Origin of the sequence: Dryocola baronae, from assembly GCF_051297175.1 — a bacterium.
Classification (GTDB): domain Bacteria; phylum Pseudomonadota; class Gammaproteobacteria; order Enterobacterales; family Enterobacteriaceae; genus Dryocola.
Genome location: NZ_JBINNY010000001.1, coordinates 4,666,855 through 4,690,169 on the forward strand (window position 1 = coordinate 4,666,855; position 23,315 = coordinate 4,690,169).

The window sequence follows — 23,315 nt, forward strand, 5'->3', positions numbered from 1 at the left end:
TACCGCGCGGTTGTTTAGAAACTGCCCAAGTGAAACGTAATGGGAAAATTAAGGTGAAGTTCGTAAAGTATTTATTAATCCTTGCAGTCTGTTGCATTCTGCTGGGAGCCGGCTCGATTTACGGGTTATACAAATATATCGAGCCGCAGCTGCCTGATGTCGCCACGCTGAAAGACGTGCGGCTGCAGATTCCAATGCAGGTTTACAGCGCTGACGGGGAACTGATTGCCCAATACGGCGAAAAACGTCGTATTCCGCTGACGCTGAACCAAATTCCACCGGTCATGGTGAAAGCGTTCATCGCCACCGAAGACAGTCGCTTCTACGAGCATCACGGCGTCGATCCTGTGGGGATTTTCCGTGCGGCAAGCGTTGCGCTGTTCTCCGGCCATGCTTCACAGGGCGCAAGTACCATTACGCAGCAGCTCGCGCGTAACTTCTTCCTGAGCCCCGAACGCACCATGATGCGTAAGATTAAGGAAGTTTTCCTCGCGGTGCGCATTGAGCAGCTGCTGAGCAAAGACGAAATCCTCGAACTCTATCTGAATAAAATCTATCTCGGGTATCGCGCCTACGGCGTGGGCGCTGCGGCACAGGTTTATTTCGGCAAAACGGTCGACCAGCTTACGCTTAGCGAAATAGCGGTAATTGCCGGTTTGCCTAAAGCGCCGTCGACCTTTAACCCGCTGTATTCGCTACCAAGATCGACTTCCCGACGTAACGTAGTGCTCTCGCGTATGCTGAGCGAAAACTACATTACCCAGGCGCAGTACGATGAAGCTCGCGCCCAGCCGATTGACGCGAACTACCACGCGCCGGAAATCGCCTTCTCCGCGCCGTATCTTTCCGAGCTGGTTCGTCAGGATTTGGTTGCCCGCTACGGCGACAAAGCCTACGAAGACGGCTACAAGGTCTACACCACCATCACGCGCAAGATTCAGCAGGGCGCGCAGCAGGCGGTACGCAATAACGTCATGGCTTACGATATGCGCCACGGCTACCGCGGCCCGTCCAACGTGCTGTGGAAGGTCGGTGAAAGCGCGTGGGATGAGAAGAAAATCCTTGATTCCCTGAAGAATCTGCCGGTTTATGGCCCGCTGTTCCCGGCAGTAGTTACCAACGCCAACCCAACCGAAGCAACGGCACTGATGGCCGACGGCACCTCCGTGTCGCTGGGCATGAGCGGCATCCGCTGGGCGCGCCCGTATCGTTCCGATACCTCACAAGGCCCGACGCCGCGCAAGGTCACCGACGTTGTGCAGACAGGCCAGCAGATTTGGGTTCGCAAGGTGGATGACGCATGGTGGCTAGGCCAGGTGCCGGACGTAAACTCCGCGCTGGTCTCTATCAATCCGCGCGACGGGGCGGTGATGGCCCTGGTCGGCGGCTTCGACTTCAACCAAAGCAAGTTTAACCGCGCCACCCAGGCGCTGCGCCAGGTCGGCTCGAACATCAAGCCGTTCCTCTACACGGCGGCGATGGACAAAGGCCTGACGCTTGCCAGCATTCTTAACGACGTGCCGATTTCGCGCTGGGACGCGGGTGCCGGTTCTGACTGGCGTCCTAAAAACTCCCCGCCGGAATATGCCGGGCCAATCCGCCTGCGCCAGGGCCTGGGCCAGTCGAAGAACGTGGTGATGGTTCGTGCGATGCGCGCGATGGGCGTGGACTACGCGGCTGAATATCTGCAGCGTTTCGGCTTCCCGGCGCAGAACATCGTGCATACCGAATCCTTAGCGCTTGGCTCCGCGTCGTTTACCCCGATGCAGGTTGCGCGCGGCTACTCGGTGATGGCAAACGGCGGCTTCCTGGTCGACCCGTACTTCATCACCAAAATCGTGGACGACAATAACCAGACCGTATTCGAAGCGAAGCCGAAAGTGGCCTGCCCGGAATGCGACCTGCCGGTTATCTACGGCGAAACGCAGAAATCTAACGTGCTGGAAAATCAGGACGTGGAGGACGTGGCGATTTCTCAGGAGCAGCAAAACTCCGCCGTGCCGATGCCGAAACTCGAGCAGGCCAACAACGAGCTGGTCGCGCAAACCACCGCGCCGGAATATGCTCCGCACGTGATCAACACCCCGCTCACCTTCCTGATTAAAAGCGCCCTTAATACCAATATTTACGGTGAGCCGGGCTGGCAGGGAACGGGCTGGCGCGCGGGCCGTGATCTGAAACGCCGCGACATCGGCGGCAAAACCGGTACGACCAACAGCTCGAAAGACGCGTGGTTCTCGGGCTATGGGCCGGGCGTCGTGACGTCCGTCTGGATTGGCTTTGACGATCATCGCCGCAATCTTGGCCGCACCTCCGCAAGCGGCGCGATCAAAGACCAGATTTCAGGCTACGAAGGCGGTGCGAAGAGCGCCCAGCCGGCGTGGGATGATTTCATGAAGGTCGCGCTGGACGGCGTACCGGAAGAGCCGTTAACCCCGCCGCCGGGTATCGTGACGGTAAATATCGACCGCAGCACCGGGCAGTTGGCCAACGGTGGCAACAGTCGTGAAGAGTATTTCATTGAAGGCACGCAGCCTACGCAGCAGGCGGTGCATGAGGTGGGTACGACGATTATTGATAACGGCGAAGCGCACGAGCTGTTCTGATTTCACGCCCCCTCGCTGAGGGGGCAATCTTTGCTGGCGCCTGTCAAACCAACGCTACAAGCGCCCTTGCTCTCTCAGCCATTCCCGCACCAGGAACAGCGCGCTAACGTTGCGCGCCTCGTTGAAATCATCTTCATCCAGCAAATCCATCAGCGACGCCAGCGGCCAGCGAACCTGCGGCAGCTCTTCCGGCTCGTCGCCTTCCAGCGATTCAGGGTAGAGGTCTTGCGCTATCACGATATTCATTTTGCTGGAGAAATAGGACGGCGCCATGGTGAGCTTTTTGAGGAACGTCAGCTCGTTTGCGCCAAACCCCACCTCTTCTTTCAGCTCGCGGTTAGCCGCTTCGAACACGGTTTCGCCCGGATCGATAAGCCCTTTGGAAAATCCGAGTTCGTAAGATTCTGTACCAACTGCATATTCTCGGATCAGGATCACATGATCGTCCACGATTGGGACTATCATCACCGCTTCGCGAGAGGAAGGCCGCATGCGCTCATAAACGCGCCGCACGCCGTTGCTAAACTCCAGGTCCACCGTTTCGACATTAAACAGACGTGAACGGGCCACGGTTTCAACATGTAAAATGGTCGGTTTTATTAAGGATTTGCTCATGGTGACTGGATTTGACAGTGGGAACAGGCAGCTATTGTGCGGTATGCCACACATCTCGCGCAATGCACATCAGTTATTATTTACATTTCTGTAACCTTGTGGACTTATTATCGACGCCGATGTATCTGTCAATAGATGGCTTTGAAATAGGAATTTGCTGATATTTACTCGGAAGTCGCTTTGCTAACATCAGTTTACCGCAGGTCGTGCCCTTATAAATATGTCTCAAGTTCTTATTCCTACCTGCCGATAACAACTCTTACACCCATAACTTTTAAGGGGTGCACCTGGCTGTGCTTGAACAAAAAAACGGTTATTTGATGGGGAAAGCATGAGCACCTTATTACTTCTTTTAGCTGCTATGCTCGCCTGCGCACTGATTGCCGGATGGTTGGTCTGGCGTAGCCTGCGGTTGCGATCCACGCGCCCCTACACGGCAACATTCACCGGCGCAAGCTCGCGGAAGATAACCGCCGAAGAACGCACCGCCGTTGAAAACTACATTGAGACGCTTACCCGTACCCAGGATATCGTCGGGCCCTCTGGTGCCAGCACCGCGCCGGTCAAGCTTGTGCTCAACGCGCAGAGCAACACGGTTCTCTCCCTGACCCGCTCCATCACCCGCTACGGGCTGTCCACCGATGACGCCAACAAATGGCGCTACTACCTCGACTCCGTTGAAGTCCACCTGCCGCCCTTCTGGGAACAGTACATCACCAACGACAACAGCGTTGAGCTTATCCGTACTGAAACCGTGCCGCTGGTTATCTCGCTTAACGGCCATACGCTGATTGAAGACAGCGGCGAAAGCCGGGGCTTCGCGCTTGAACGCACCACGGACACCCAGGCCTCGATTCGCGGCGAAGAAAGCGAACAAATTGAACTGCTGAACATTCGCCAGGAAACGCCGGAAGAAGCCGCCCTGAGCCGCCCGGACGGGCTGCGCGAAGCGATTCTGATGAGCGTCGCGTTTGTGATGCTATTCCTGTGCCTGGTCAGCCCGTCCGTCGTGCTGCCCTGGCTGTTTGGCGGCGCGGTTATGCTGCTGGCAGCAAGCCTGTGGGGGCTGTTTGCGCCTCCGGCTAAAAATACCCTGCGTGAAATACACTGCCTGCGCGGCACGCCAAAGCGCTGGGGTCTGTTCGGTGAATCCAACCAGGATCAGATCAACAATATCTCCCTCGGCATTATTGATTTGATTTATCCCCCGCACTGGCAGCCCTACGTCGTGCAGGATCTGGGGCAAAAAACCGATATCGATATTTACCTCGATCGCAACGTCGTGCGCCAGGGGCGCTTCCTGTCGCTGCACGATGAGGTGAAAAACTTCCCTATCCAGCACTGGATGCGCAACATGGTGATCGCCACCGGCGCGCTGGTCGTGTTGCTGATGCTGATGATTTGGGTGCCGCTCGAAATGCCGCTAAAGCTCAGCATCTCCTGGCTGAAAGGCGCGCAAACCGTCGAAGCCACAAGCGTTAGCGATTTGGACAAAACCACTTTGCGCGTCGGCGATACGCTGCGCGTGAAGGGCACCGGCATGTGTAACATCCATCTGCCGGGCGCGTACAACACCAAGCAGAATACTCCTTTCACACCGTTCGACTGCTCGCAGATCGTCTGGAACACAGCGCGTCCTCTGCCGCTGCCGGAATCGGACATCATGGATAAAGCCACCGCACTGATTCAGGCGGTCAGCGGCCAGATTCATCCGCAGACCGAAGCCGATTCGAAGGTGAACCCGCAGCTGCGCACCGCCATTCAGAAATCCGGCATGGTGCTGCTGGATGATTTCGCGGGCATCGTACAAAAAACCCAGGCGCTGTGTACCGCCAGCGACGAATGCGTGCGGCTGAAAAACGCGCTGGTGAACCTCGGCAATACCAAAGACTGGGACTCGCTCATCAAGCGGGCTGACGCGGGCAAGCTCGACGGCGTTAACGTCCTGCTGCGCCCGGTGAGCGCCGAATCGCTGGATAACCTGGTCACCACCTCCACCGCGCCGTTCTTTATTCGCGAAACCTCCCGCGCGGCGCAGAAGCTCAATAGCCCGGCCCCCGGCGGATTTATTATTATCAGCGACGAAGGCAGCGACCTTGTAGACCAGCCGCTGCCGCCGGTTTCGCTGTATGACTATCCGGCCCAGGAGCAGTGGGAAGAGTTCCAGCGCCTGGCCGAAATGCTGCTCCAGACGCCGTTTAGCGCCGAGGGCATTATCACCGGCCTGAGCACCGACGCGAACGGCACGCAGCACGTTACGCTGCACCGCATCCCGGACAGCAGCGGCCTGTGGCGCTATATCTGCACGACCCTGCTGCTGTTCACCATGCTGTTGTGCTTCGTGGTCAACGGCGTACTGGCCTTAAGGCGCTACCGCCGCAGCCGCAATCGTCTGGCGCAAATTCAGCAGTACTATGAAAGCTGCATCAACCCCTCGTTAACGCCTCTCCCGGCGGTACGGTCGCTGTTCTAAACGTCACGCGGCAGGTTGTGCTAACCTGTCGCGCAGTTTTCCCTCAATCAGGTTTACCCCATGCATATTGATATTGCCTGGCAGGATGTCGACACCGTTCTGCTTGATATGGACGGCACGCTGCTGGATCTGGCGTTCGACACCCACTTCTGGCAGAAGCTGGTTCCGCAGACTCTGAGCCATGAGCGCGGCATTCCCCTTGAGGAAGCGCACCGGCTGATCGGCGCTGAATATCACGCCGTGCAGCATACGCTAAACTGGTACTGTCTGGATTACTGGAGCGAACGGCTGGGATTGGACATCACGTCGATGACCACCACCCAGGGGCCAAACGCCGTACTGCGCGAAGACACCGTCCCGTTCCTCGAGGCGTTAAAAGCCTGTGGCAAAAGGCGAATTCTGCTCACCAACGCGCATCCGCATAACCTGGCGGTCAAACTTGAACACACGGGTTTGGGGCAGCACCTTGATTTATTGCTTTCCACCCACACATTTGGTTATCCGAAAGAAGATCGGCGTTTGTGGCAGGCGGTTGCGGCCCATACGGGGCTGGATGAAGCCAGAACGGTATTTATCGACGACAGCGAGCCGATTCTCGATGCGGCGGCAGCGTTTGGTATTCGCTACTGCCTGGGCGTCACCAATCCGGATTCCGGCATGGCTGACAAAACGTATCTCCGCCACCCCGCGTTGAACGACTATCGTCGCCTGATCCCCTCGCTATCCGTTAAGGAGTAGCCATGAAAGAAAAAGCGTCCGAAGGCACACGCCTCGACAAATGGCTTTGGGCAGCACGCTTCTATAAAACGCGCGCCGTGGCGCGGGAAATGATTGAAGGCGGCAAGGTGCACTACAACGGACAGCGCAGCAAGCCCAGCAAAATTGTTGAACTGAACGCCATGCTCACGCTGCGCCAGGGCAACGACGAACGCACGGTGAAGGTGCTCGGCATTACCGAGCAGCGCCGCCCGGCCACGGAAGCCACCCTGCTTTACGAAGAGACGACGGAAAGCGTCGAAAAACGGGAAAAAATGGCGCTGGCCCGCAAGATGAACTCGCTGACCATGCCGCACCCGGACCGTCGCCCGGACAAAAAAGAACGCCGGGATTTGATGAAATTTAAACACGGCGGCAACGACTAGCTGCCGCCTGACTGAGAGAAAATTATGGCTCAACACGACCAACTCCATCGTTACCTGTTTGAAAACTATGCCGTGCGCGGCGAACTGGTAACGGTTTCTGAAACCTGGCAGCACATCATGGAAAACCATGACTACCCGCAGCCGGTTAAAAAAATCCTCGGCGAGCTTCTGGTCGCGACCAGCCTGCTGACGGCTACCCTGAAGTTTGACGGCGACATCACCGTGCAACTGCAGGGCGACGGCCCGATGAACCTTGCGGTGATCAACGGCAACAACAGGCAGCAGATGCGCGGTGTTGCCCGCGTACAGGGCGAAATCCCGGCCGATGCGGATCTGAAAACCCTGGTCGGCAACGGCTACCTGGTGATCACCATCACCCCAAGTGAAGGCGAGCGCTATCAGGGCGTGGTTGGGCTGGAAGGCGATACGCTGGCGGCCTGCCTGGAAGACTACTTCCTGCGCTCCGAACAGCTGCCGACGCGCCTGTTTATCCGCACTGGCGACGTGAACGGCCAGGCGGCTGCGGGCGGCATGCTGCTGCAGGTTCTGCCCGCGCAAAACGCGCAGGCCGACGACTTCAGCCACCTCGCGACGCTGACCGAAACCATCACCGCGGAAGAGCTGCTGACCCTGCCGGCTAACGACGTGCTGTGGCGTCTGTATCACGAAGAAGAAGTGACGCTGTACGACCCGCAGGCCGTTGAGTTCAAGTGCACCTGCTCGCGCGAGCGCTGCGCCGATGCCCTGAAAACGCTGCCGGAAGAAGAAATTAACAGCATCATCGAGGAAGACGGCGAAATCGACATGAACTGTGATTACTGCGGTAACCACTACGTGTTCGACTCCATGGACATCACCGCGATCCGCAACAACGCTTCTCCGGCGGATCCTCAGGTTCACTGAGTTTCCCCTCACTGAGCGAGTAGATGTAGGGTGGATAAGCGAATGCGCCATCCACCAAAATTGTCGGGTGGCGCTTCGCTTACCCGACCTACTCCGCGTTCTTTGCGTTAAAATTTCACTCGTTTCTCTCTCAACGCGCGTTCGATCACACCCCGTCCGTTTATCGCACTATTTTTTAACATATTCGGAATATTTTCCCCGACGCTAAGTCAATTCCTGCCATACTCTCACCCCGTTGTGACTAGCTTCACAGCGTTTTCCGCTACCCGAAATGAGTCGGATGCTCAAATCTATGAGTTTGGTCGCGGTTAACAACCAATAAACAACCCTACAATCTCAGGCAGTACAAATTGGCTAAGGAGTAGTGACATGCGAGTTAAAGGCATAACCCCGCAGGATCTCAAGGCTTATGGTATTCACGACGTGAGTGAAGTGCTTTACAACCCCGATTACGACACTCTGTATCGCGAAGAGCTGGATCCCAGTCTGGAAGGCTTTGAACGTGGCGTAGAAACAAATCTTGGCGCAGTCGCCGTTGACACCGGCATCTTTACCGGTCGTTCGCCGAAGGATAAATACATCGTTCGCGACGACACAACCCGCGACACGCTCTGGTGGGCGGATAATGGTAAAGGCAAGAACGACAACAAACCTCTCTCCGAAGAGACCTGGCAAAGCCTGAAAGGTCTCGTCACCGAACAGCTCTCTGGTAAACGTTTGTTCATTGTCGACGCGTTCTGCGGCGCCAATGCCGACACGCGTCTCTCGGTACGTTTTATTACCGAAGTGGCCTGGCAGGCTCATTTCGTTAAGAACATGTTTATCCGCCCAACCGAAGAAGAGCTGGCAACATTTAAACCTGACTTTGTGGTGATGAACGGTGCCAAATGCACTAACCCACGCTGGCAGGAGCAGGGGCTGAACTCCGAAAACTTCATCGCCTTTAACCTCACCGAACGGATGCAGCTGATTGGCGGCACCTGGTACGGCGGCGAAATGAAGAAAGGCATGTTCTCCATCATGAATTATCTGCTGCCGTTAAAAGGCGTTGCTTCTATGCACTGCTCGGCTAACGTCGGCGAAAAAGGCGATGTAGCGGTGTTCTTCGGGCTATCCGGCACCGGTAAAACCACCCTGTCCACCGACCCGAAACGCCGCCTGATTGGCGATGACGAACACGGCTGGGACGACGACGGCGTGTTTAACTTCGAAGGCGGCTGCTACGCGAAGACCATTCGTCTTTCCGAAGAGGCCGAGCCGGATATCTACCACGCGATCCGCCGCGATGCGCTGCTGGAAAACGTCACGGTGCGCGCCGACGGCTCTATCGACTTCGACGACAGCTCGAAAACCGAAAACACCCGCGTGTCGTATCCGATTTACCATATCGACAACATCGTGAAGCCGGTTTCCAAAGCGGGCCACGCCACCAAGGTTATCTTCCTGACGGCTGACGCGTTCGGCGTTTTACCGCCGGTTTCACGGCTGACGGCAAACCAGACTCAGTACCACTTCCTGTCCGGCTTCACCGCCAAGCTTGCGGGAACCGAGCGCGGCGTAACCGAACCGACGCCAACCTTCTCGGCGTGCTTCGGCGCGGCGTTCCTCTCGCTGCACCCAACGCAGTATGCGGAAGTGCTGGTGAAGCGCATGCAGGCTTCCGGCGCGCAGGCGTATCTGGTGAACACCGGCTGGAACGGCACCGGCAAGCGTATCTCCATCAAAGATACGCGCGCGATTATCGATGCGATTCTGGACGGCTCTTTGGATGACGCGGAAACCTTCACGCTGCCGATGTTTGATTTGGCGATCCCGACCGAGCTTGCCGGCGTCGACAGCCACATTCTGGACCCGCGTAACACCTACGCGTCCCCGGAACAGTGGCAGGAGAAAGCCGAGCAGCTGGCGAAGCTGTTCGTGTCTAACTTCGAGAAGTACACCGATACCCCGGCCGGGGCAGCGCTGGTGAGTGCAGGGCCTAAGCTTTAAACCCGGCGGTGGGAGCGTGTATGCGGTGGACGGCGCTATGCTTATCCACCCTACGAACCTATTGCAGGTCGGATATGCGTAGCGCCATCCGACAATACCTATAAAAAAAACGAACCCCTGGGGGTTCGTTTTTTTATGCCGGTTTACTTTCTTTGCTCTGGTGGACGACTTTGCTTATCGGCAAAGGCAAATAAGCCTTAATCCGCAGCCCGCCCCGTTCGCTCACGCCGATATCGAGCAAACCGTTGTGGTTGTCGATGATGCGCTGCACGATAGCCAGCCCAAGCCCGGTGCCGCTGGTGCTGCGCGCGCTGTCGCCGCGAACAAACGGCTGGAACAGGTGCTTAAGCTGCTCCGGCTTGATGCCCGGCCCGTCGTCTTCCACCTGGAACCAGGCGCGGTTTAGCTCGCCGCCGCTGCTGACTTTGATCCAGCCGTTGCCGTAGCGGGCCGCATTGACCACCATGTTAGCCACGGCGCGCTTAATCGACAGCGGGTGAATATTCACCAACAGCTCGCCCGCCTGCAGATCGGTTTCTATTTCACGTTCATAACCGCTTTCCGCCGCAATCACCTCGCCCAACACGCCGTTGAGATCGGCGGTTTCCAGCGGCATCTCCTGCCCGGTGCGCAGGTAGTCGATGAACTGTTCGATAATCGCGTTACATTCTTCGATATCTTTGTTGATCGACTCGGCAAGATAGCCGTCCTCCTGGCCCATCATTTCGGTCGCCAGACGGATACGCGTCAGCGGCGTGCGCAGATCGTGGCTGACGCCCGCCATCAGCAGCGTTCGGTCATCCGCCAGCTGCTTGACGCCCGCGGCCATATGGTTAAATGCTCGTGTCACAGAACGCACCTCTGAAGCACCGTATTCCCTCAACGGCGGTGGAATAATTCCTTTTCCTACCTGCAAAGCAGCGTGTTCCAGATCGACAAGGGGTCGGTTCTGGATACGAATAAATAGCCACGCCCCCCCTATCGCCAACAGCATAATCGCCAGCGTATAGCGGAACAGCGGGGAGAAATCGCCCTGATGGATTTCCGTCAGCGGCACGCGAACCCAGATATTCGGCGACAGCCAGGTTTTCAGCCAGACAACGGGCGAGCTTTTGTTGACCTCAACGCGCACTTCCGTCGGGCCACCAAGCTGCTGCGCCATCTGCTGGCTTAAAAATTCATAGTGCTGCGCCCAACGCAGGCCAGCGTCTTCTGCCGCTTCGTTGGAATAGAGGGAAATACCCAGCTCGCGGTAAATCTCGCGGCGAAAAGCCGGTGGCACCACCAGCTGGGTGCCGTCCTCAAGCTGCAGTTTGTCGGTCATCAGCATACGAACTTCGTAGGCGAGAACCTTATTAAATTGCTGCAGGCTCGGCAGAATCGCGAAGTTGAGCACCACAAGATAGGTCGTCACCAGGCTGACGAACAGCAGGGTGACGATCAGGAGCAGCGTACGGGCAAAGGAGCTTCTGGGGGAGAAGCGGACTCGCCTCATGCCTTAGAACCGTCCGGCACGAATACGTAGCCCAGGCCCCATACGGTCTGGATATAACGCGGGTGCGCCGGATCTTCTTCCACCATGCGACGCAGGCGGGAGATTTGCACATCAATGGAACGTTCCATGGCGCTGTATTCGCGACCACGGGCGAGGTTCATCAGCTTATCGCGGGAAAGCGGCTCGCGCGGATGGCTCACCAGCGCTTTCAGCACCGCGAACTCACCGCTGGTCAGCGGCATAGGCTCGTCTTCACGGAACATCTCGCGGGTGCCGAGGTTCAGCTTAAACTTACCGAAGGCGATAACGGCTTCTTCCTGAGAAGGCGCGCCCGGCAGTTCGTTCGCCTGGCGACGCAGAACGGCACGGATACGGGCCAGCAGTTCACGCGGGTTAAACGGTTTTGGAATGTAGTCATCGGCACCGATTTCGAGGCCAACGATACGGTCAACTTCTTCACCCTTCGCGGTCACCATGATGATCGGCATTGGGTTACTTTGGCTGCGCAGACGGCGGCAAATAGACAGGCCATCCTCGCCCGGCAGCATGAGATCCAGCACCATCAGGTGGAAGGACTCACGGGTCAGCAGGCGATCCATCTGTTCAGCGTTCGCGACGCTACGGACCTGGAAGCCCTGCTCGGTGAGATAACGCTCTAACAGCGCACGAAGACGCATGTCGTCATCAACAACCAGAATCTTATAATTCTCTTGCATTCTTATACTCCCAAAGGCACGTACAGTTGAGTGCGTATTCTTAAAAAACTGCGCCGATACGACCAGTCAATTCTGGTATACATTCTAGTCGAAATTGTTACAAAGCATATTAAACAGGCGGTTATAGTCATTTATTTGCCAAAACGATGACCGGCTTCTCACTATGCCAGCATTGCCATCGTGCTGATATATCGGTTTAAATCACCATAAAGCTATCCACATTGAAGGCCCGACCATGAAAACGCCCTTAATTACCCGTGAAGGCTACGAAAAGCTTAAACAAGAAAAGGACTACCTGTGGCGCGAAGAGCGGCCGGAAGTGACCAAAAAGGTCACCTGGGCGGCAAGCCTTGGCGATCGCAGTGAAAACGCCGACTATCAGTACAACAAAAAACGGCTGCGCGAGATAGACCGCCGGGTACGTTATCTGACGAAATGCCTCGAAAACCTCAAGATCGTCGATTATTCCCCGCAGCAGGAAGGCAAAGTCTTCTTTGGCGCGTGGGTCGAAATTGAAAATGACGAAGGTAACCAGTTACGTTTTCGCATCGTTGGTTACGATGAAATTTTTGGCCGCAAAGATTACATCTCTATCGATTCGCCGATGGCCCGTGCCCTGCTAAAAAAAGAAGTCGGCGATCTGGCCACTGTGCAAACGCCCGGCGGCGAGGCGCAGTGGTACGTGAATAAAATCGAGTATGTGAAATAGACCACATGTCGGTCACAGAACAGTCCGATTCAGTTCGCCTCGGGCGCGGTGGCTGGCATTCTTGCCCTCCAATCCGTATAACTGTGCACTGAAATTTTCCGCACTACACAGATGAAAAAGCCATGATGAATGATTCACTCAGCCGCATTATTGCCGGCGAGCTTAAGGCCCGCGAGGAACAGGTTGACGCTGCCGTTCGCCTGCTCGATGAAGGGAATACCGTGCCGTTTATCGCGCGTTATCGTAAGGAAGTCACCGGCGGCCTGGATGATACGCAGCTGCGTCAGTTGGAAACCCGTCTAAGCTACCTGCGCGAGCTGTCCGATCGCCGCCAGGCCATTCTGAAATCTATCGACGAGCAGGGCAAACTCAGCGACGAACTGGCGAACGCCATTAACGGCACGCTGAGCAAAACCGAGCTTGAAGATTTGTACCTGCCGTACAAGCCAAAACGCCGCACGCGCGGGCAAATCGCCATTGAAGCGGGCCTTGAGCCGCTGGCCGATCTGCTGTGGAACGAGCCATCCCACAATCCTGAAGAAGAAGCCGCCCGCTACGTTGACGCCGACAAAGGCGTTGCCGACACCAAAGCCGCGCTGGACGGTGCCCGCTACATCCTGATGGAACGCTTCGCGGAAGACGCCGCTCTGCTGGCAAAAGTGCGTAACTACCTGTGGAAGAACGCCCACCTGGTGGCAACCGTGGTCAGCGGTAAAGAAGAGGAAGGCGCGAAATTCCGCGACTACTTCGACCACCACGAGCCTATCGCAACCGCCCCTTCCCACCGCGCGCTCGCCATGTTCCGTGGCCGCAACGAAGGCATTTTACAGCTCGCCCTGAATGCCGATCCGCAGCACGACGAACCGCCGCGCGAAAGCTACTGCGAGCAGATTATTATCGACCACCTCGGCCTGCGCCTGAACAACGCCCCCGCAGACGCCTGGCGTCGCGGCGTGGTGAGCTGGACCTGGCGCATCAAAGTGCTGATGCACCTCGAAACCGAGCTGATGGGCACCGTGCGCGAACGCGCCGAAGAAGAAGCGATCAACGTATTCGCCCGTAACCTGCACGACCTGCTGATGGCCGCGCCTGCTGGCCTGCGCGCCACTATGGGTCTCGATCCGGGCCTGCGTACCGGCGTAAAAGTCGCGGTGGTTGACTCCACCGGCAAGCTGGTCGCCACCGACACGATTTATCCGCACACCGGCCAGGCCGCAAAAGCCGCGGTCGCCGTGGCGGCGCTGTGCGAAAAACATAACGTCGAGCTGGTGGCAATCGGCAACGGTACCGCCTCTCGCGAAACCGAGCGTTTCTTCCTCGACGTGCAGCAGCAGTTCCCGAAAGTCACCGCCCAGAAAGTGATCGTCAGCGAAGCGGGCGCGTCCGTTTATTCCGCCTCCGAGCTGGCGGCGCTGGAATTCCCGGATCTGGACGTGTCGATTCGCGGCGCGGTTTCCATCGCCCGCCGCCTTCAGGACCCCCTCGCCGAGCTGGTGAAAATCGATCCAAAATCCATCGGCGTGGGCCAGTACCAGCACGACGTCAGCCAGTCGCAGCTTGCGAAGAAGCTGGATGCCGTGGTGGAAGACTGCGTGAACGCCGTGGGCGTGGATCTGAACACCGCCTCCGTGCCGCTGCTGACCCGCGTTGCGGGCCTGACGCGCATGATGGCGCAGAACATCGTTAACTGGCGCGACGAAAATGGGCGTTTCCAGGACCGCCAGCAGTTGCTGAAAGTGAGCCGCCTCGGGCCGAAAGCCTTCGAGCAGTGCGCGGGCTTCCTGCGCATCAACCACGGCAACAACCCGCTCGACGCCTCCACCGTTCACCCGGAAGCCTACCCTGTTGTTGAACGTATTCTGGCGGCCACCGAGCAGGCACTGGCCGACCTGATGGGCAACGGCGAAGCGCTGCGCGGCCTGAAGGCGAGCGAGTTTACCGACGAGCGCTTCGGCGTGCCAACGGTCACCGACATCATCAAAGAGCTGGAAAAACCGGGCCGCGACCCGCGTCCGGAGTTCAAAACCGCGAAGTTCGCCGACGGCGTCGAAACCATGAACGACCTGCAGCCGGGCATGGTGCTGGAAGGCGCGGTGACCAACGTCACCAACTTTGGCGCGTTCGTGGATATCGGCGTGCATCAGGACGGCCTGGTCCACATCTCCTCGCTTTCCGATAAGTTCATCGACGATCCGCACAAGGTGGTGAAGGCCGGTGATATCGTTAAAGTGAAGGTGATGGAAGTTGACCTGGCGCGTAAGCGCATCGCGCTGACCATGCGTCTTGACGAGCAGCCGGGTGAATCCAACAGCCGCCGCAGCAGTGCCGCACCGCGTGAGCAAAACAACGCTCGCCGCCCGGCGCAGCAGCAGGCAAAACCGCGTGGCCGCGACAGCACCAGCAGCGGTAACAGCGCGATGAGCGATGCGCTGGCTGCGGCTTTAGGTAAGAAACGCTAGAAAAAAATCGTGTTTGTAGGGTGGATAAGCGCATGCGCCATCCACCAAAAATGTCGGGTGGCGCTTCGCTTACCCGACCTACACGAAGGCAGTTTTAAAGGCCAGTCGTCATTCCGCACAAATTGTTCTTATTCGCACTCGCCCCCACCCCAAATAACATTTCATTATCAGCCGCATTAAATCTCTTATTAATATAACGCGTTCCAAAAAATGAAACTTTCTTACCATGCTCATTATTGAAACCATCGAGCATCATTTGCGTAACACATGAAATATTAAGGCAACATTAATTCAGGAAAAATAATCGCGTTACGCTTTATTCACTTTCTTAACTGATTGTTATTATTTGATTAAATTAATAGCAGATGCTAAAAATTCACCATTGCAATTCGACATTGCTTGTTGCATTTAAATATTCAAAACGCGACGTTATTCATAAAATAGTTATTGAAGATAGAAACCATTCTCATTATCATTGTATTGATTGTTATTTCTCCATTTACCAAAAAGATACCGGTTTTCGCCGCGCAACGGGACGTGCCGGTGATTAAATAGCAGTTCCGTCAGCAACAAATCAGAGTCTTGCTCTAAGAAGGTCCTATGCAATTCTTACCGAAAAGCACGTGGAAAATTACCGGCTTCGCCCGCGAAATTAGCCCGGCATATCGTCAGAAATTATTATCCCTCGGCATGCTGCCCGGCTCCTCATTTAACGTCGTGCGCGTCGCCCCCCTTGGTGACCCGGTTCATATCGAAACCCGCCGCGTAAGCCTGGTTCTGCGTAAAAAAGATCTCGATTTATTAAACGTCGAAGCTATTGCCTGATAAATGGGATGGGCGCTTGCGCTCCGGTTTTCACTCTCTTTAGTTCACGAAAAAAATGAAAAACTTAACCATAGGTTTAATCGGTAATCCTAATTCAGGGAAAACCACGCTGTTTAACCAGCTTACTGGTTCACGTCAGCGCGTCGGTAACTGGGCCGGGGTCACCGTCGAACGAAAAGAAGGACAGTTTTCAACCCTGACCCACCAGGTCACGCTGGTTGACCTGCCGGGGACATACTCTCTTACCACGATTTCCTCGCAGACGTCGCTCGATGAGCAAATCGCCTGCCACTACATTCTGAGCGGCGAAGCCGACCTGCTGATTAACGTCGTCGATGCCTCAAACCTTGAGCGCAACCTCTACCTGACGCTCCAGCTGCTGGAGCTCGGCATCCCGTGCGTCGTTGCGCTAAACATGCTCGATATCGCCGAAAAGCAGGATATCCGCATTGATATCGACGCCCTTAGCGCGCGCCTCGGCTGCCCGGTGATTCCGCTGGTATCCACCCGTGGGCGCGGCATCGAAGGGCTGAAATTAGCCATCGACCGCCGTCAGCCAAACGCCGCGTCAGAGCTGGTGCTTTACCCGCAGGCGCTGCTTGAAGGCGTCGGCGACCTCGCCGCAGAAATGCCGGATGACATGCCGGAACAGCAGCGCCGCTGGCTGGCGCTGCAAATGCTCGAAGGCGATATTTATAGCCAGGCCTTTGCGGGCAGCGCGGCGGACAAGCTCGAAAACGTTCGCATAAGCCTCACCAAAACCATCGAAGACCCGGCCCTGCTGATTGCCGACGCGCGCTACCAGTGCATCGCCGCCATCTGCGACACGGTGAGCAACAGCCTGACCGCCGAGCCGCACCGCCTGACCGCCATGATGGATAAAATTATCCTCAACCGCTTCCTCGGCCTGCCGGTCTTTATGCTGGTGATGTACCTGATGTTCCTGCTGGCGATTAACATCGGCGGCGCGCTACAGCCTATCTTCGACGGTGGTTCCGCCGCTATCTTCATCCACGGCATTCAGTGGATCGGCTACACGCTGCATTTCCCGGACTGGCTGACCATCTTCCTTGCCCAGGGGATTGGCGGCGGGATCAATACCGTGCTGCCGCTGGTGCCGCAAATCGGCATGATGTACCTGTTCCTCTCCTTCCTTGAGGATTCCGGCTATATGGCCCGCGCGGCCTTCGTGATGGACAGGCTAATGCAGTCCCTCGGCCTGCCGGGTAAATCCTTCGTGCCGCTGATCGTCGGCTTCGGCTGTAACGTGCCGTCGGTCATGGGCGCACGCACGCTGGACGCCCCGCGTGAACGCCTGATGACCATCATGATGGCACCGTTTATGTCCTGCGGCGCACGCCTGGCTATCTTCGCGGTATTCGCCGCGGCGTTCTTCGGCCAGCAGGGCGCGCTCGTCGTCTTCTCCCTTTATATGCTCGGCATCGTGATGGCTATCCTCACCGGCCTGATGCTCAAGCACACCATCATGCGCGGCGAAGCCTCGCCGTTCGTAATGGAGCTGCCGGTCTACCACGTGCCGCACCTGAAAAGCCTGCTGCTGCAAACCTGGCAACGCCTGAAAGGCTTCGTGCTGCGCGCCGGTAAGGTGATTGTCATCGTCAGTATTTTCATCGGCGCGCTCAACAGCTTCTCGTTCAGCGGCAAAACCGTCGATAACATCAACGACTCCGCGCTTGCCTCCGTCAGCCGCGTGCTAACTCCGCTGCTCAAGCCAATCGGCGTTCACGAAGATAACTGGCAGGCCACCGTCGGGCTGTTTACCGGCGCGATGGCGAAAGAAGTGGTCGTGGGGACGCTAAACACGCTCTATACCGCGGAAGACATGCATAACGAAGCCTTCGACGCGGAAAACTTCAGCCTGGTCGATGAGCTCGGTGCCGCCGCCGGTGAAACCTGGCAGAGCCTGAAAGACACCTTCAGCCTGAGCGTGCTCGCCAACCCTATCGAAGCCAGCAAAGGCGACGGTGAGATGGCAACGGGCGCAATGGGCGTGATGAGCAGCAAGTTCGGCAGCCCGGCCGCCGCCTACAGCTACCTGATCTTCGTGCTGCTTTATATTCCGTGCATCTCGGTGATGGGTGCGGTCGCCCGCGAATCCAGCCGCGGCTGGATGACCTTCTCGGTGCTGTGGGGGCTGAACATCGCCTACTCGCTGTCCACGCTCTACTACCAGACGGTGACGTTTAAGGCGCATCCGCAGTACAGCCTGGTCTGCATTCTTGCCGTGCTGCTGTTCAACGTGGTGCTAATTGGCGGCCTGCGCCGGGCGCGCAGCCGTGTGGACGTCAGCCTGCTGGCGACGCGTAAAACCGCCGCCGCAGCCTGCTGCGAATCCAGCACCGGCGACTGCCACTAGGGGGAATCATGGCGAGCTTAATCGAAATCCGTAACGCGCTGGCGCTGCAGGGCCGCCTGGACGCCACGCAGATAAGCCAACAGCTTGCCACTCCGCTGCCGCTGGTCAACGCCATGCTCGGGCGGTTAGAAGCCATGGGTAAAGCGACGCGCATGAAGGAAGACCCAAACGATTGTCTGACGGGCAGCTGCAAAAGCTGTCCTGAAGGGAAGAAGTGTATTCGGGAAGTGTGGACGCTGGCGGGTTAAGAGTAAAAAGGCGGGGAAACCCGCCTTTTCTACATCATTCGTCTTACTTATAAACGTCCGCCGTGGCGTGAACGTCCTTGGTGTATTTCTCACCGCTGGTGACCACGAAATATTTGCCGCCCAGCTCGTCGGCTTTCTTGGACAGATCGTGCTTAGCGTCCATTGGTGAAGAGGTGCTGTCGGTAACGATGGTGCCGACTTTAGTCAGATTCATGTCTTTGACTTTGCTTTTTTCCAGCTCTTTCGCGGCCATTGCGCCAAAAGATACGGCCCCGATCAGTAACGAAGTAACAATGCCTGTAACTAGTTTCATAATCTCATCTCTCCATAGGTACCATGTAGACTGCAACCGGGCTGATCCCGTAATAATTTTAGCCCACTGCTTTCGTCAGTGAACTATTTGAGTATTAGCGGGAAAATCGGTTTTCGCCACAGACAGCCTCTTATTCTTCCAGAACATTTTTCAATGTGACGAGCGCGGAACAGAAGTCTGCCGGATGGGAGATGAACGGCGCGTGGGCCGCTTTAGGGAAGATAATGCACTCGCTCGCCGGGTAGCGCTCGTCGAGCAAAGCGGCGACTTTGCGCGGCACCAGCCCGTCGAGATAACCGTACATACGCAGGAACGGCATCGCAAGCTGGGTCAGCTGATCGCGTAAATCGGCGGTTTTCAGGATCTCCAACCCGCCGTTAAGCACCTCAACCTCCGGCATTGGCTGTTCCAGCACCACGGCTTTTAACAGGCGCGCGTCCTGGCGGGCGCTTTCGGTACCGAGGGTTTGCAGCGCCAGAAAACGCTCCACCGTGCGCTGGAAATTTTCACTCAGCTGCTGCTGGAAGCCTGCCAGCACTTCCGGCTTGATGCCCGGCCAATCCTCTCTTGCGGCGAAGCACGGCGATGACGCCACGGTAACCAGCGCGCGCGCGCGTTCGGGATGGGTCAGCGCAATCTGGCTTGCCACCAGCCCGCCCAGGCTCCAGCCAAGATAAATCGCCTTTTCAGGAGCCTGCGCCAGCACCGCTTCGGCCATTTCCGGGAGCGTCAGCGCGCCAAAGTCCTGACTGCGGCCATATCCCGGCAGATCGACCAGGTGCAGACGAAAATGCGAGCCGAGTTCCGCGCTTATGCAATGCCATACCTCGGCGTTCAGCCCCCATCCGTGCAGCAGCACAAGATTGACATCGCCCTCACCTTTTGTCTGCCACCAAAGCTTGCTCATCGGTTACTGTTCTCGTTTTTCAAAGCATGGAAGCGAATATGCTAACAATCCCAGGGCTGTGTTGGCTATGCCGGATGCCGCTCGCCTGTCCAGGCTGGGGGATTTGCTCGCGCTGCTCGGCCGCGCTGCCGACTCCGCCGTCCTGCTGCCCCCGCTGCGGATTACCCGCCGCCGAGGGCGTTTTACTCTGCGGGCGCTGTATTCAGAACCCGCCGCCGTGGGACAGGCTGCTGTTCGTCACGGATTACTGCCCGCCGCTCAACGGCCTGGTTCACCGGCTGAAATTTGCCGATACCACCGCGCTTGCTCCGGCACTGGCCCGGCTCATGCTGCTAAAAGCCCGTTTGGCAATACGTGCCGGTTTGCTCCCTCAGCCGGACACGCTCGTCAGCGTGCCGCTGCATGCCCGTCGCGCGTGGCGACGCGGCTTTAACCAGAGCGCCCTGCTCGCGGCACCGCTTGCCCGCTGGCTGCAATGCGATTATCACGCAGGCTCCGTCAGCCGGATCCGCGCCACGGCAAACCAGCACCAGCTCAGCGCGAGGCTGCGGCGCGGCAATCTCAAAGGGGCGTTCAGGGTTGAATTTTCAGCGGCGGGTCGCCATATGGTCATTGTGGATGATGTCGTCACGACGGGCAGTACTGTGGCGGAAATTGCGCGGTTGCTTAAGCAGCAGGGCGCGGCGACTATCCAGGTATGGTGCCTTTGTCGAACCTTGTAGACCCTCGATGATGGGCGTATTATAACCGACTAAAATAGTCAACTATTGAGCAATCGTTATGATCCGTATTTCCGATACTGCACAATCTCACTTTGCCAAACTGCTGGCAGGTCAGGAAGAAGGGACGCAAATCCGCGTATTCGTTATCAATCCTGGTACTCCTAATGCGGAGTGCGGGGTGTCCTATTGTCCGCCGGATGCGGTTGAAGCAAGTGACACAGCGTTAAAATTCGAGCAGCTGACCGCCTATGTCGATGAGCTGAGCGCGCCCTACCTCGAAGACGCAGAAATCGATTTCGTGACCGACCAGCTCGGTTCCCAGCTGACGCTGAAAGCGCCGAACGCCAAAATGCGCAAAGTTTCCGACGACGCCCCGCTGATGGAGCGCGTGGAATACATGCTGCAGGCCACGGTTAACCCGCAGCTCGCAGGCCACGGCGGACGCGTAACGCTGATGGAAATCACCGATGAAGGCTATGCGATCCTGCAATTTGGCGGCGGCTGCAACGGCTGTTCCATGGTCGACGTGACGCTGAAAGAAGGCATCGAGAAACAGCTGCTGGCCGAATTCCCGGAACTGAAGGGCGTTCGCGATTTGACCGAACACCAGCGCGGTGAGCACTCTTACTACTGATGCGAAATAGCGGTGGATGGCGCTTGCGCTTATCCACCCTACAACACCAATTTCGTAGGTCGGGTAAGCGCAGCGCCACCCGACATATCATTCAACCCCTATCCCTTCCTGCGCCGCTTATCCAAATCCTTCAGCAGCTTGTTCACTTCGCCATCGGCAAACATTTTCTCAAGGGATGTCGATAGCTTGCGGCGCCAGTTTTTGTACTGATAGCTGGTACCCGGAATATTCACCGGCTCCGCCATGCCCAGCCAGTCTTCCGGCTGTAGGCCGAGCAGCGCGCTGTTGCTGTCGGCGATATAGCGCTGCATAGCGCGGTTGAGGGTTGCGGTCATCGCCATCAACGATGCCTTATGCCCCGCCCGTTTTGGCAGGCAGCCGTATTCATGCAGGCTGTCGAGCAGGCCCTGTTTGGCGCGCTCGCGGTCCAGATACAGCCCGGAGAGTACGTCTTCGTCCGGATACAGCCCCAGCGTTTTGCCGAGCGTCAGATCGCCGCTTTCCCAGTAGCCGCGCAGCGTCGGCAGGTCGTGCGTGGTCGCCACCGCCATCGACTGGCGCGGCCAGGCCTTCGGCGCGCGGAACTGCTTCTCGTTGTCATGCTCAAAGTAAAGCACCTTGTACGAGTAAACCCCGCTGTCGCGCAGCTTGCCGACGATCTCAACCGGCACCGTCCCCAGATCTTCGCCGATCACCATACAGTTATGGCGCTTGCTCTCCAGAGCCAGGATCGACAGCAGATCGTCCACCGGGTAGTGCACGTACGCGCCTTTATCCGCCGTTTCACCGTACGGGATCCACCACAGGCGCAGCATCGACATGACGTGGTCGATGCGCAGCGCGCCGCAGTTGGTCATATTGGCGCGCAGCAGGTCGATGTACGGCGCGTAGGCGCGCGCGGTAATCACGTGCGGGTCCATCGGCGGCAGGCCCCAGTTCTGACCGAGCGGGCCGAGGATATCCGGCGGCGCGCCCACGGACGCCTTCAGGCAGTACAGCTCGCGGTCGCACCAGGTTTCCGAGCCGCCTTCCGCCACGCCAACCGCCAGATCGCGGTACAGGCCGATAGGCATCTTAAAGCCCTGGCTGGTCTGCCAGCAGGCCTCAAACTGGATGTGCGCCAGATACTGTAGCCAGAGGAAGAAGTTCACCTCGTCGCTATGCTCGCCGCAGAACTTTTTCACTTCCGGACTATGCGCGTCGCGGAAGCCTTCCGGCCATACCGGCCAGCCCCAGCGCATTTCATCTTCTTTCACCTGATACGCATGCAGCGCGTCGAAAGCGGCCTGGAAATAAAGGCTATCGCCGCCGTCCGCCACAAATGCCTGGAACGCCTGCACCTGCTCGTCGCGCGCGGTACGCTGCGAGAACTGCCTCCACGCCATGCGCAGCGCTGCCATTTTCAGCACGGTGACGGTGGCGTAGTCGACCCATTGTGCATCGCGAACCTGGCCGAGCGTGTGCTGCGTGGTCGGCATGCTCCACCAGGCCTGCGCTTCGTCGCTAAGCAGGAAATCATCCACGGCGTTAACGTCGATATAGATAACGTTCAGCCAGCGGCGCGACGACGGGCTGTACGGGCTGGCGCTTTCCGGGTTCGCCGGGTAAAGCGCGTGAATCGGGTTCAGGCCGATAAATGACCCGCCGCGTTTGGCGACGTCCACCAGCATGCGCTGCAAATCGCCAAAGTCGCCGATGCCCCAGTTATGGGCGGAACGCAGCGTGTAGAGCTGCACGCACGCGCCCCACAGCTTCTTGTCCTGCAGCAGCGCCTCCGGTTCATAGCAGCGCTTGGGGGCGACGATCACCCGGCACTGCCAGCGATGCTCGTTCTGGCTAACGGTCAGCTCGTGATAGCCTTCCGGCAGCTTCGCGGGCAGCGCCAGCTTCTTACCCGCTTGAGCGTGCCCCTTGTGTTCTTTCCCTTCTTCCGTCGTCAGCAGCCAGGTAAATTCACCGTGGCCCTCCAGCGGCAGCGCCATTTTCGTCCCGGCGGTAAACACCTGCACGTTGGGCAAAGGGGTGACCGCCACCTTTTTAGGGGCGGCGGTGCGGCTCATGGCCTCCAGCAGGCGCAGCTTGGTATCCGCCGGAATCGCCTGCGGCAAACCGTGCGCGTTGATGTAGTTCGGGCTAATTCCTGCCGCCAGCGCGGCGTTATCAAGGCGTTTGCTGTCCATGT

The 23,315-nt window shown here is 57.6% G+C and carries 19 protein-coding genes; 13 read left to right on the plus strand and 6 right to left on the minus strand.

Translation table 11 applies throughout. The features are described from left to right. Positions 1-53: 53 nt before the first annotated feature. Positions 54-2,606 (plus strand): peptidoglycan glycosyltransferase/peptidoglycan DD-transpeptidase MrcA, encoded by a 2,553-nt coding sequence (gene mrcA / locus ACSPHG_RS22165; RefSeq protein WP_435955627.1) that lies wholly within the window; start codon positions 54-56, stop codon positions 2,604-2,606. Between the two features lie 54 nt (positions 2,607-2,660). Here the strand turns inward: mrcA and nudE are convergent, their stop codons facing one another. After that, positions 2,661-3,221 carry an ADP compounds hydrolase NudE gene (nudE, locus tag ACSPHG_RS22170; RefSeq protein WP_435955628.1) on the minus strand — a complete coding sequence of 187 codons (561 nt, stop codon included), beginning with the start codon at positions 3,219-3,221 and terminating at the stop codon, positions 2,661-2,663. 331 nt (positions 3,222-3,552) lie between these two features. Here nudE and ACSPHG_RS22175 point away from each other — a divergent pair, with 331 nt between their 5' ends. The 5 genes from ACSPHG_RS22175 to pckA all read left to right on the plus strand — a co-directional run bounded on the left by ACSPHG_RS22175 (position 3,553) and on the right by pckA (position 9,728). Next, positions 3,553-5,694, plus strand: a complete 2,142-nt coding sequence (locus ACSPHG_RS22175; RefSeq protein WP_435955629.1) for an intracellular growth attenuator family protein — start codon at positions 3,553-3,555, stop codon at positions 5,692-5,694. A 60-nt stretch (positions 5,695-5,754) separates the two neighbouring features. Next, positions 5,755-6,432, plus strand: coding sequence for a GMP/IMP nucleotidase (gene yrfG / locus ACSPHG_RS22180; protein WP_435955630.1), 678 nt, complete (start codon positions 5,755-5,757; stop codon positions 6,430-6,432). A 2-nt stretch (positions 6,433-6,434) separates the two neighbouring features. Beyond that, entirely contained in the window at positions 6,435-6,836 is a 402-nt protein-coding gene (hslR, locus tag ACSPHG_RS22185; RefSeq protein WP_435955631.1) for a ribosome-associated heat shock protein Hsp15, read from the plus strand. Between the two features lie 24 nt (positions 6,837-6,860). Beyond that, entirely contained in the window at positions 6,861-7,739 is an 879-nt protein-coding gene (gene hslO, locus ACSPHG_RS22190) for an Hsp33 family molecular chaperone HslO (protein ID WP_435955632.1), read from the plus strand. A 369-nt stretch (positions 7,740-8,108) separates the two neighbouring features. Further along, positions 8,109-9,728, plus strand: coding sequence for a phosphoenolpyruvate carboxykinase (ATP) (gene pckA / locus ACSPHG_RS22195; protein WP_435955633.1), 1,620 nt, complete (start codon positions 8,109-8,111; stop codon positions 9,726-9,728). A gap of 133 nt (positions 9,729-9,861) precedes the next feature. On the opposite strand, the gene envZ is transcribed toward pckA, so the two are convergent. Together envZ and ompR are read right to left on the minus strand one after the other, a co-directional pair. After that, a complete protein-coding gene (gene envZ / locus ACSPHG_RS22200) occupies positions 9,862-11,223 on the minus strand; it encodes a two-component system sensor histidine kinase EnvZ (protein WP_435955634.1) in 1,362 nt (453 codons plus the stop codon). Continuing rightward, positions 11,220-11,939, minus strand: coding sequence for an osmolarity response regulator transcription factor OmpR (gene ompR, locus ACSPHG_RS22205; protein ID WP_001157751.1), 720 nt, complete (start codon positions 11,937-11,939; stop codon positions 11,220-11,222). The genes envZ and ompR overlap by 4 nt, the downstream gene beginning before the upstream one ends. Before the next feature lie 235 nt (positions 11,940-12,174). Here ompR and greB point away from each other — a divergent pair, with 235 nt between their 5' ends. The 5 genes from greB (at position 12,175) to feoC (ending at position 18,557) form a co-directional block, all read left to right on the plus strand. Then, positions 12,175-12,648 carry a transcription elongation factor GreB gene (greB, locus tag ACSPHG_RS22210; protein ID WP_435955635.1) on the plus strand — a complete coding sequence of 158 codons (474 nt, stop codon included), beginning with the start codon at positions 12,175-12,177 and terminating at the stop codon, positions 12,646-12,648. 122 nt (positions 12,649-12,770) lie between these two features. After that, a complete protein-coding gene (locus ACSPHG_RS22215) occupies positions 12,771-15,107 on the plus strand; it encodes a Tex family protein (protein WP_435955636.1) in 2,337 nt (778 codons plus the stop codon). Positions 15,108-15,707: 600 nt separating this feature from the next. Further along, positions 15,708-15,932, plus strand: coding sequence for a ferrous iron transporter A (gene feoA / locus ACSPHG_RS22220; protein WP_435955637.1), 225 nt, complete (start codon positions 15,708-15,710; stop codon positions 15,930-15,932). A gap of 55 nt (positions 15,933-15,987) precedes the next feature. Then, positions 15,988-18,309, plus strand: coding sequence for a Fe(2+) transporter permease subunit FeoB (gene feoB, locus ACSPHG_RS22225; RefSeq protein WP_435955638.1), 2,322 nt, complete (start codon positions 15,988-15,990; stop codon positions 18,307-18,309). Between the two features lie 8 nt (positions 18,310-18,317). After that, complete coding sequence (gene feoC / locus ACSPHG_RS22230; RefSeq protein ID WP_435955639.1) at positions 18,318-18,557, plus strand: [Fe-S]-dependent transcriptional repressor FeoC; 240 nt, start codon at positions 18,318-18,320, stop codon at positions 18,555-18,557. A gap of 43 nt (positions 18,558-18,600) precedes the next feature. Here the strand turns inward: feoC and ACSPHG_RS22235 are convergent, their stop codons facing one another. Then, positions 18,601-18,870: a YdgH/BhsA/McbA-like domain containing protein gene (locus tag ACSPHG_RS22235; RefSeq protein WP_435955640.1), complete on the minus strand. Its 270-nt coding sequence runs from the start codon at positions 18,868-18,870 to the stop codon at positions 18,601-18,603. 130 nt (positions 18,871-19,000) lie between these two features. Beyond that, positions 19,001-19,777 carry a pimeloyl-ACP methyl ester esterase BioH gene (gene bioH / locus ACSPHG_RS22240; RefSeq protein ID WP_435955641.1) on the minus strand — a complete coding sequence of 259 codons (777 nt, stop codon included), beginning with the start codon at positions 19,775-19,777 and terminating at the stop codon, positions 19,001-19,003. A 38-nt stretch (positions 19,778-19,815) separates the two neighbouring features. On the opposite strand from bioH, the gene gntX reads away from it, so the two are divergent. After that, positions 19,816-20,499 carry a DNA utilization protein GntX gene (gntX, locus tag ACSPHG_RS22245; RefSeq protein WP_435955642.1) on the plus strand — a complete coding sequence of 228 codons (684 nt, stop codon included), beginning with the start codon at positions 19,816-19,818 and terminating at the stop codon, positions 20,497-20,499. A 58-nt stretch (positions 20,500-20,557) separates the two neighbouring features. Further along, complete coding sequence (nfuA, locus tag ACSPHG_RS22250) at positions 20,558-21,133, plus strand: Fe-S biogenesis protein NfuA (protein WP_124025182.1); 576 nt, start codon at positions 20,558-20,560, stop codon at positions 21,131-21,133. 98 nt (positions 21,134-21,231) lie between these two features. On the opposite strand, the gene malQ is transcribed toward nfuA, so the two are convergent. After that, positions 21,232-23,313, minus strand: a complete 2,082-nt coding sequence (gene malQ / locus ACSPHG_RS22255) for a 4-alpha-glucanotransferase (RefSeq protein ID WP_435955643.1) — start codon at positions 23,311-23,313, stop codon at positions 21,232-21,234. Positions 23,314-23,315 lie beyond the last annotated feature (2 nt).

Coding starts and splice junctions, on each gene's coding strand:
- feoC (WP_435955639.1), top strand. CDS start 18,318: ATGGCGAGCTTAATCGAAATCCGTAACGCGCTGGCGCTGCAGGGCCGC.
- yrfG (WP_435955630.1), top strand. CDS start 5,755: ATGCATATTGATATTGCCTGGCAGGATGTCGACACCGTTCTGCTTGAT.
- bioH (WP_435955641.1), bottom strand. CDS start 19,777: ATGAGCAAGCTTTGGTGGCAGACAAAAGGTGAGGGCGATGTCAATCTT.
- gntX (WP_435955642.1), top strand. CDS start 19,816: ATGCTAACAATCCCAGGGCTGTGTTGGCTATGCCGGATGCCGCTCGCC.
- hslO (WP_435955632.1), top strand. CDS start 6,861: ATGGCTCAACACGACCAACTCCATCGTTACCTGTTTGAAAACTATGCC.
- malQ (WP_435955643.1), bottom strand. CDS start 23,313: ATGGACAGCAAACGCCTTGATAACGCCGCGCTGGCGGCAGGAATTAGC.
- ompR (WP_001157751.1), bottom strand. CDS start 11,939: ATGCAAGAGAATTATAAGATTCTGGTTGTTGATGACGACATGCGTCTT.
- nudE (WP_435955628.1), bottom strand. CDS start 3,221: ATGAGCAAATCCTTAATAAAACCGACCATTTTACATGTTGAAACCGTG.
- ACSPHG_RS22175 (WP_435955629.1), top strand. CDS start 3,553: ATGAGCACCTTATTACTTCTTTTAGCTGCTATGCTCGCCTGCGCACTG.
- ACSPHG_RS22235 (WP_435955640.1), bottom strand. CDS start 18,870: ATGAAACTAGTTACAGGCATTGTTACTTCGTTACTGATCGGGGCCGTA.
- nfuA (WP_124025182.1), top strand. CDS start 20,558: ATGATCCGTATTTCCGATACTGCACAATCTCACTTTGCCAAACTGCTG.
- pckA (WP_435955633.1), top strand. CDS start 8,109: ATGCGAGTTAAAGGCATAACCCCGCAGGATCTCAAGGCTTATGGTATT.
- envZ (WP_435955634.1), bottom strand. CDS start 11,223: ATGAGGCGAGTCCGCTTCTCCCCCAGAAGCTCCTTTGCCCGTACGCTG.
- feoB (WP_435955638.1), top strand. CDS start 15,988: ATGAAAAACTTAACCATAGGTTTAATCGGTAATCCTAATTCAGGGAAA.
- feoA (WP_435955637.1), top strand. CDS start 15,708: ATGCAATTCTTACCGAAAAGCACGTGGAAAATTACCGGCTTCGCCCGC.
- greB (WP_435955635.1), top strand. CDS start 12,175: ATGAAAACGCCCTTAATTACCCGTGAAGGCTACGAAAAGCTTAAACAA.
- ACSPHG_RS22215 (WP_435955636.1), top strand. CDS start 12,771: ATGATGAATGATTCACTCAGCCGCATTATTGCCGGCGAGCTTAAGGCC.
- hslR (WP_435955631.1), top strand. CDS start 6,435: ATGAAAGAAAAAGCGTCCGAAGGCACACGCCTCGACAAATGGCTTTGG.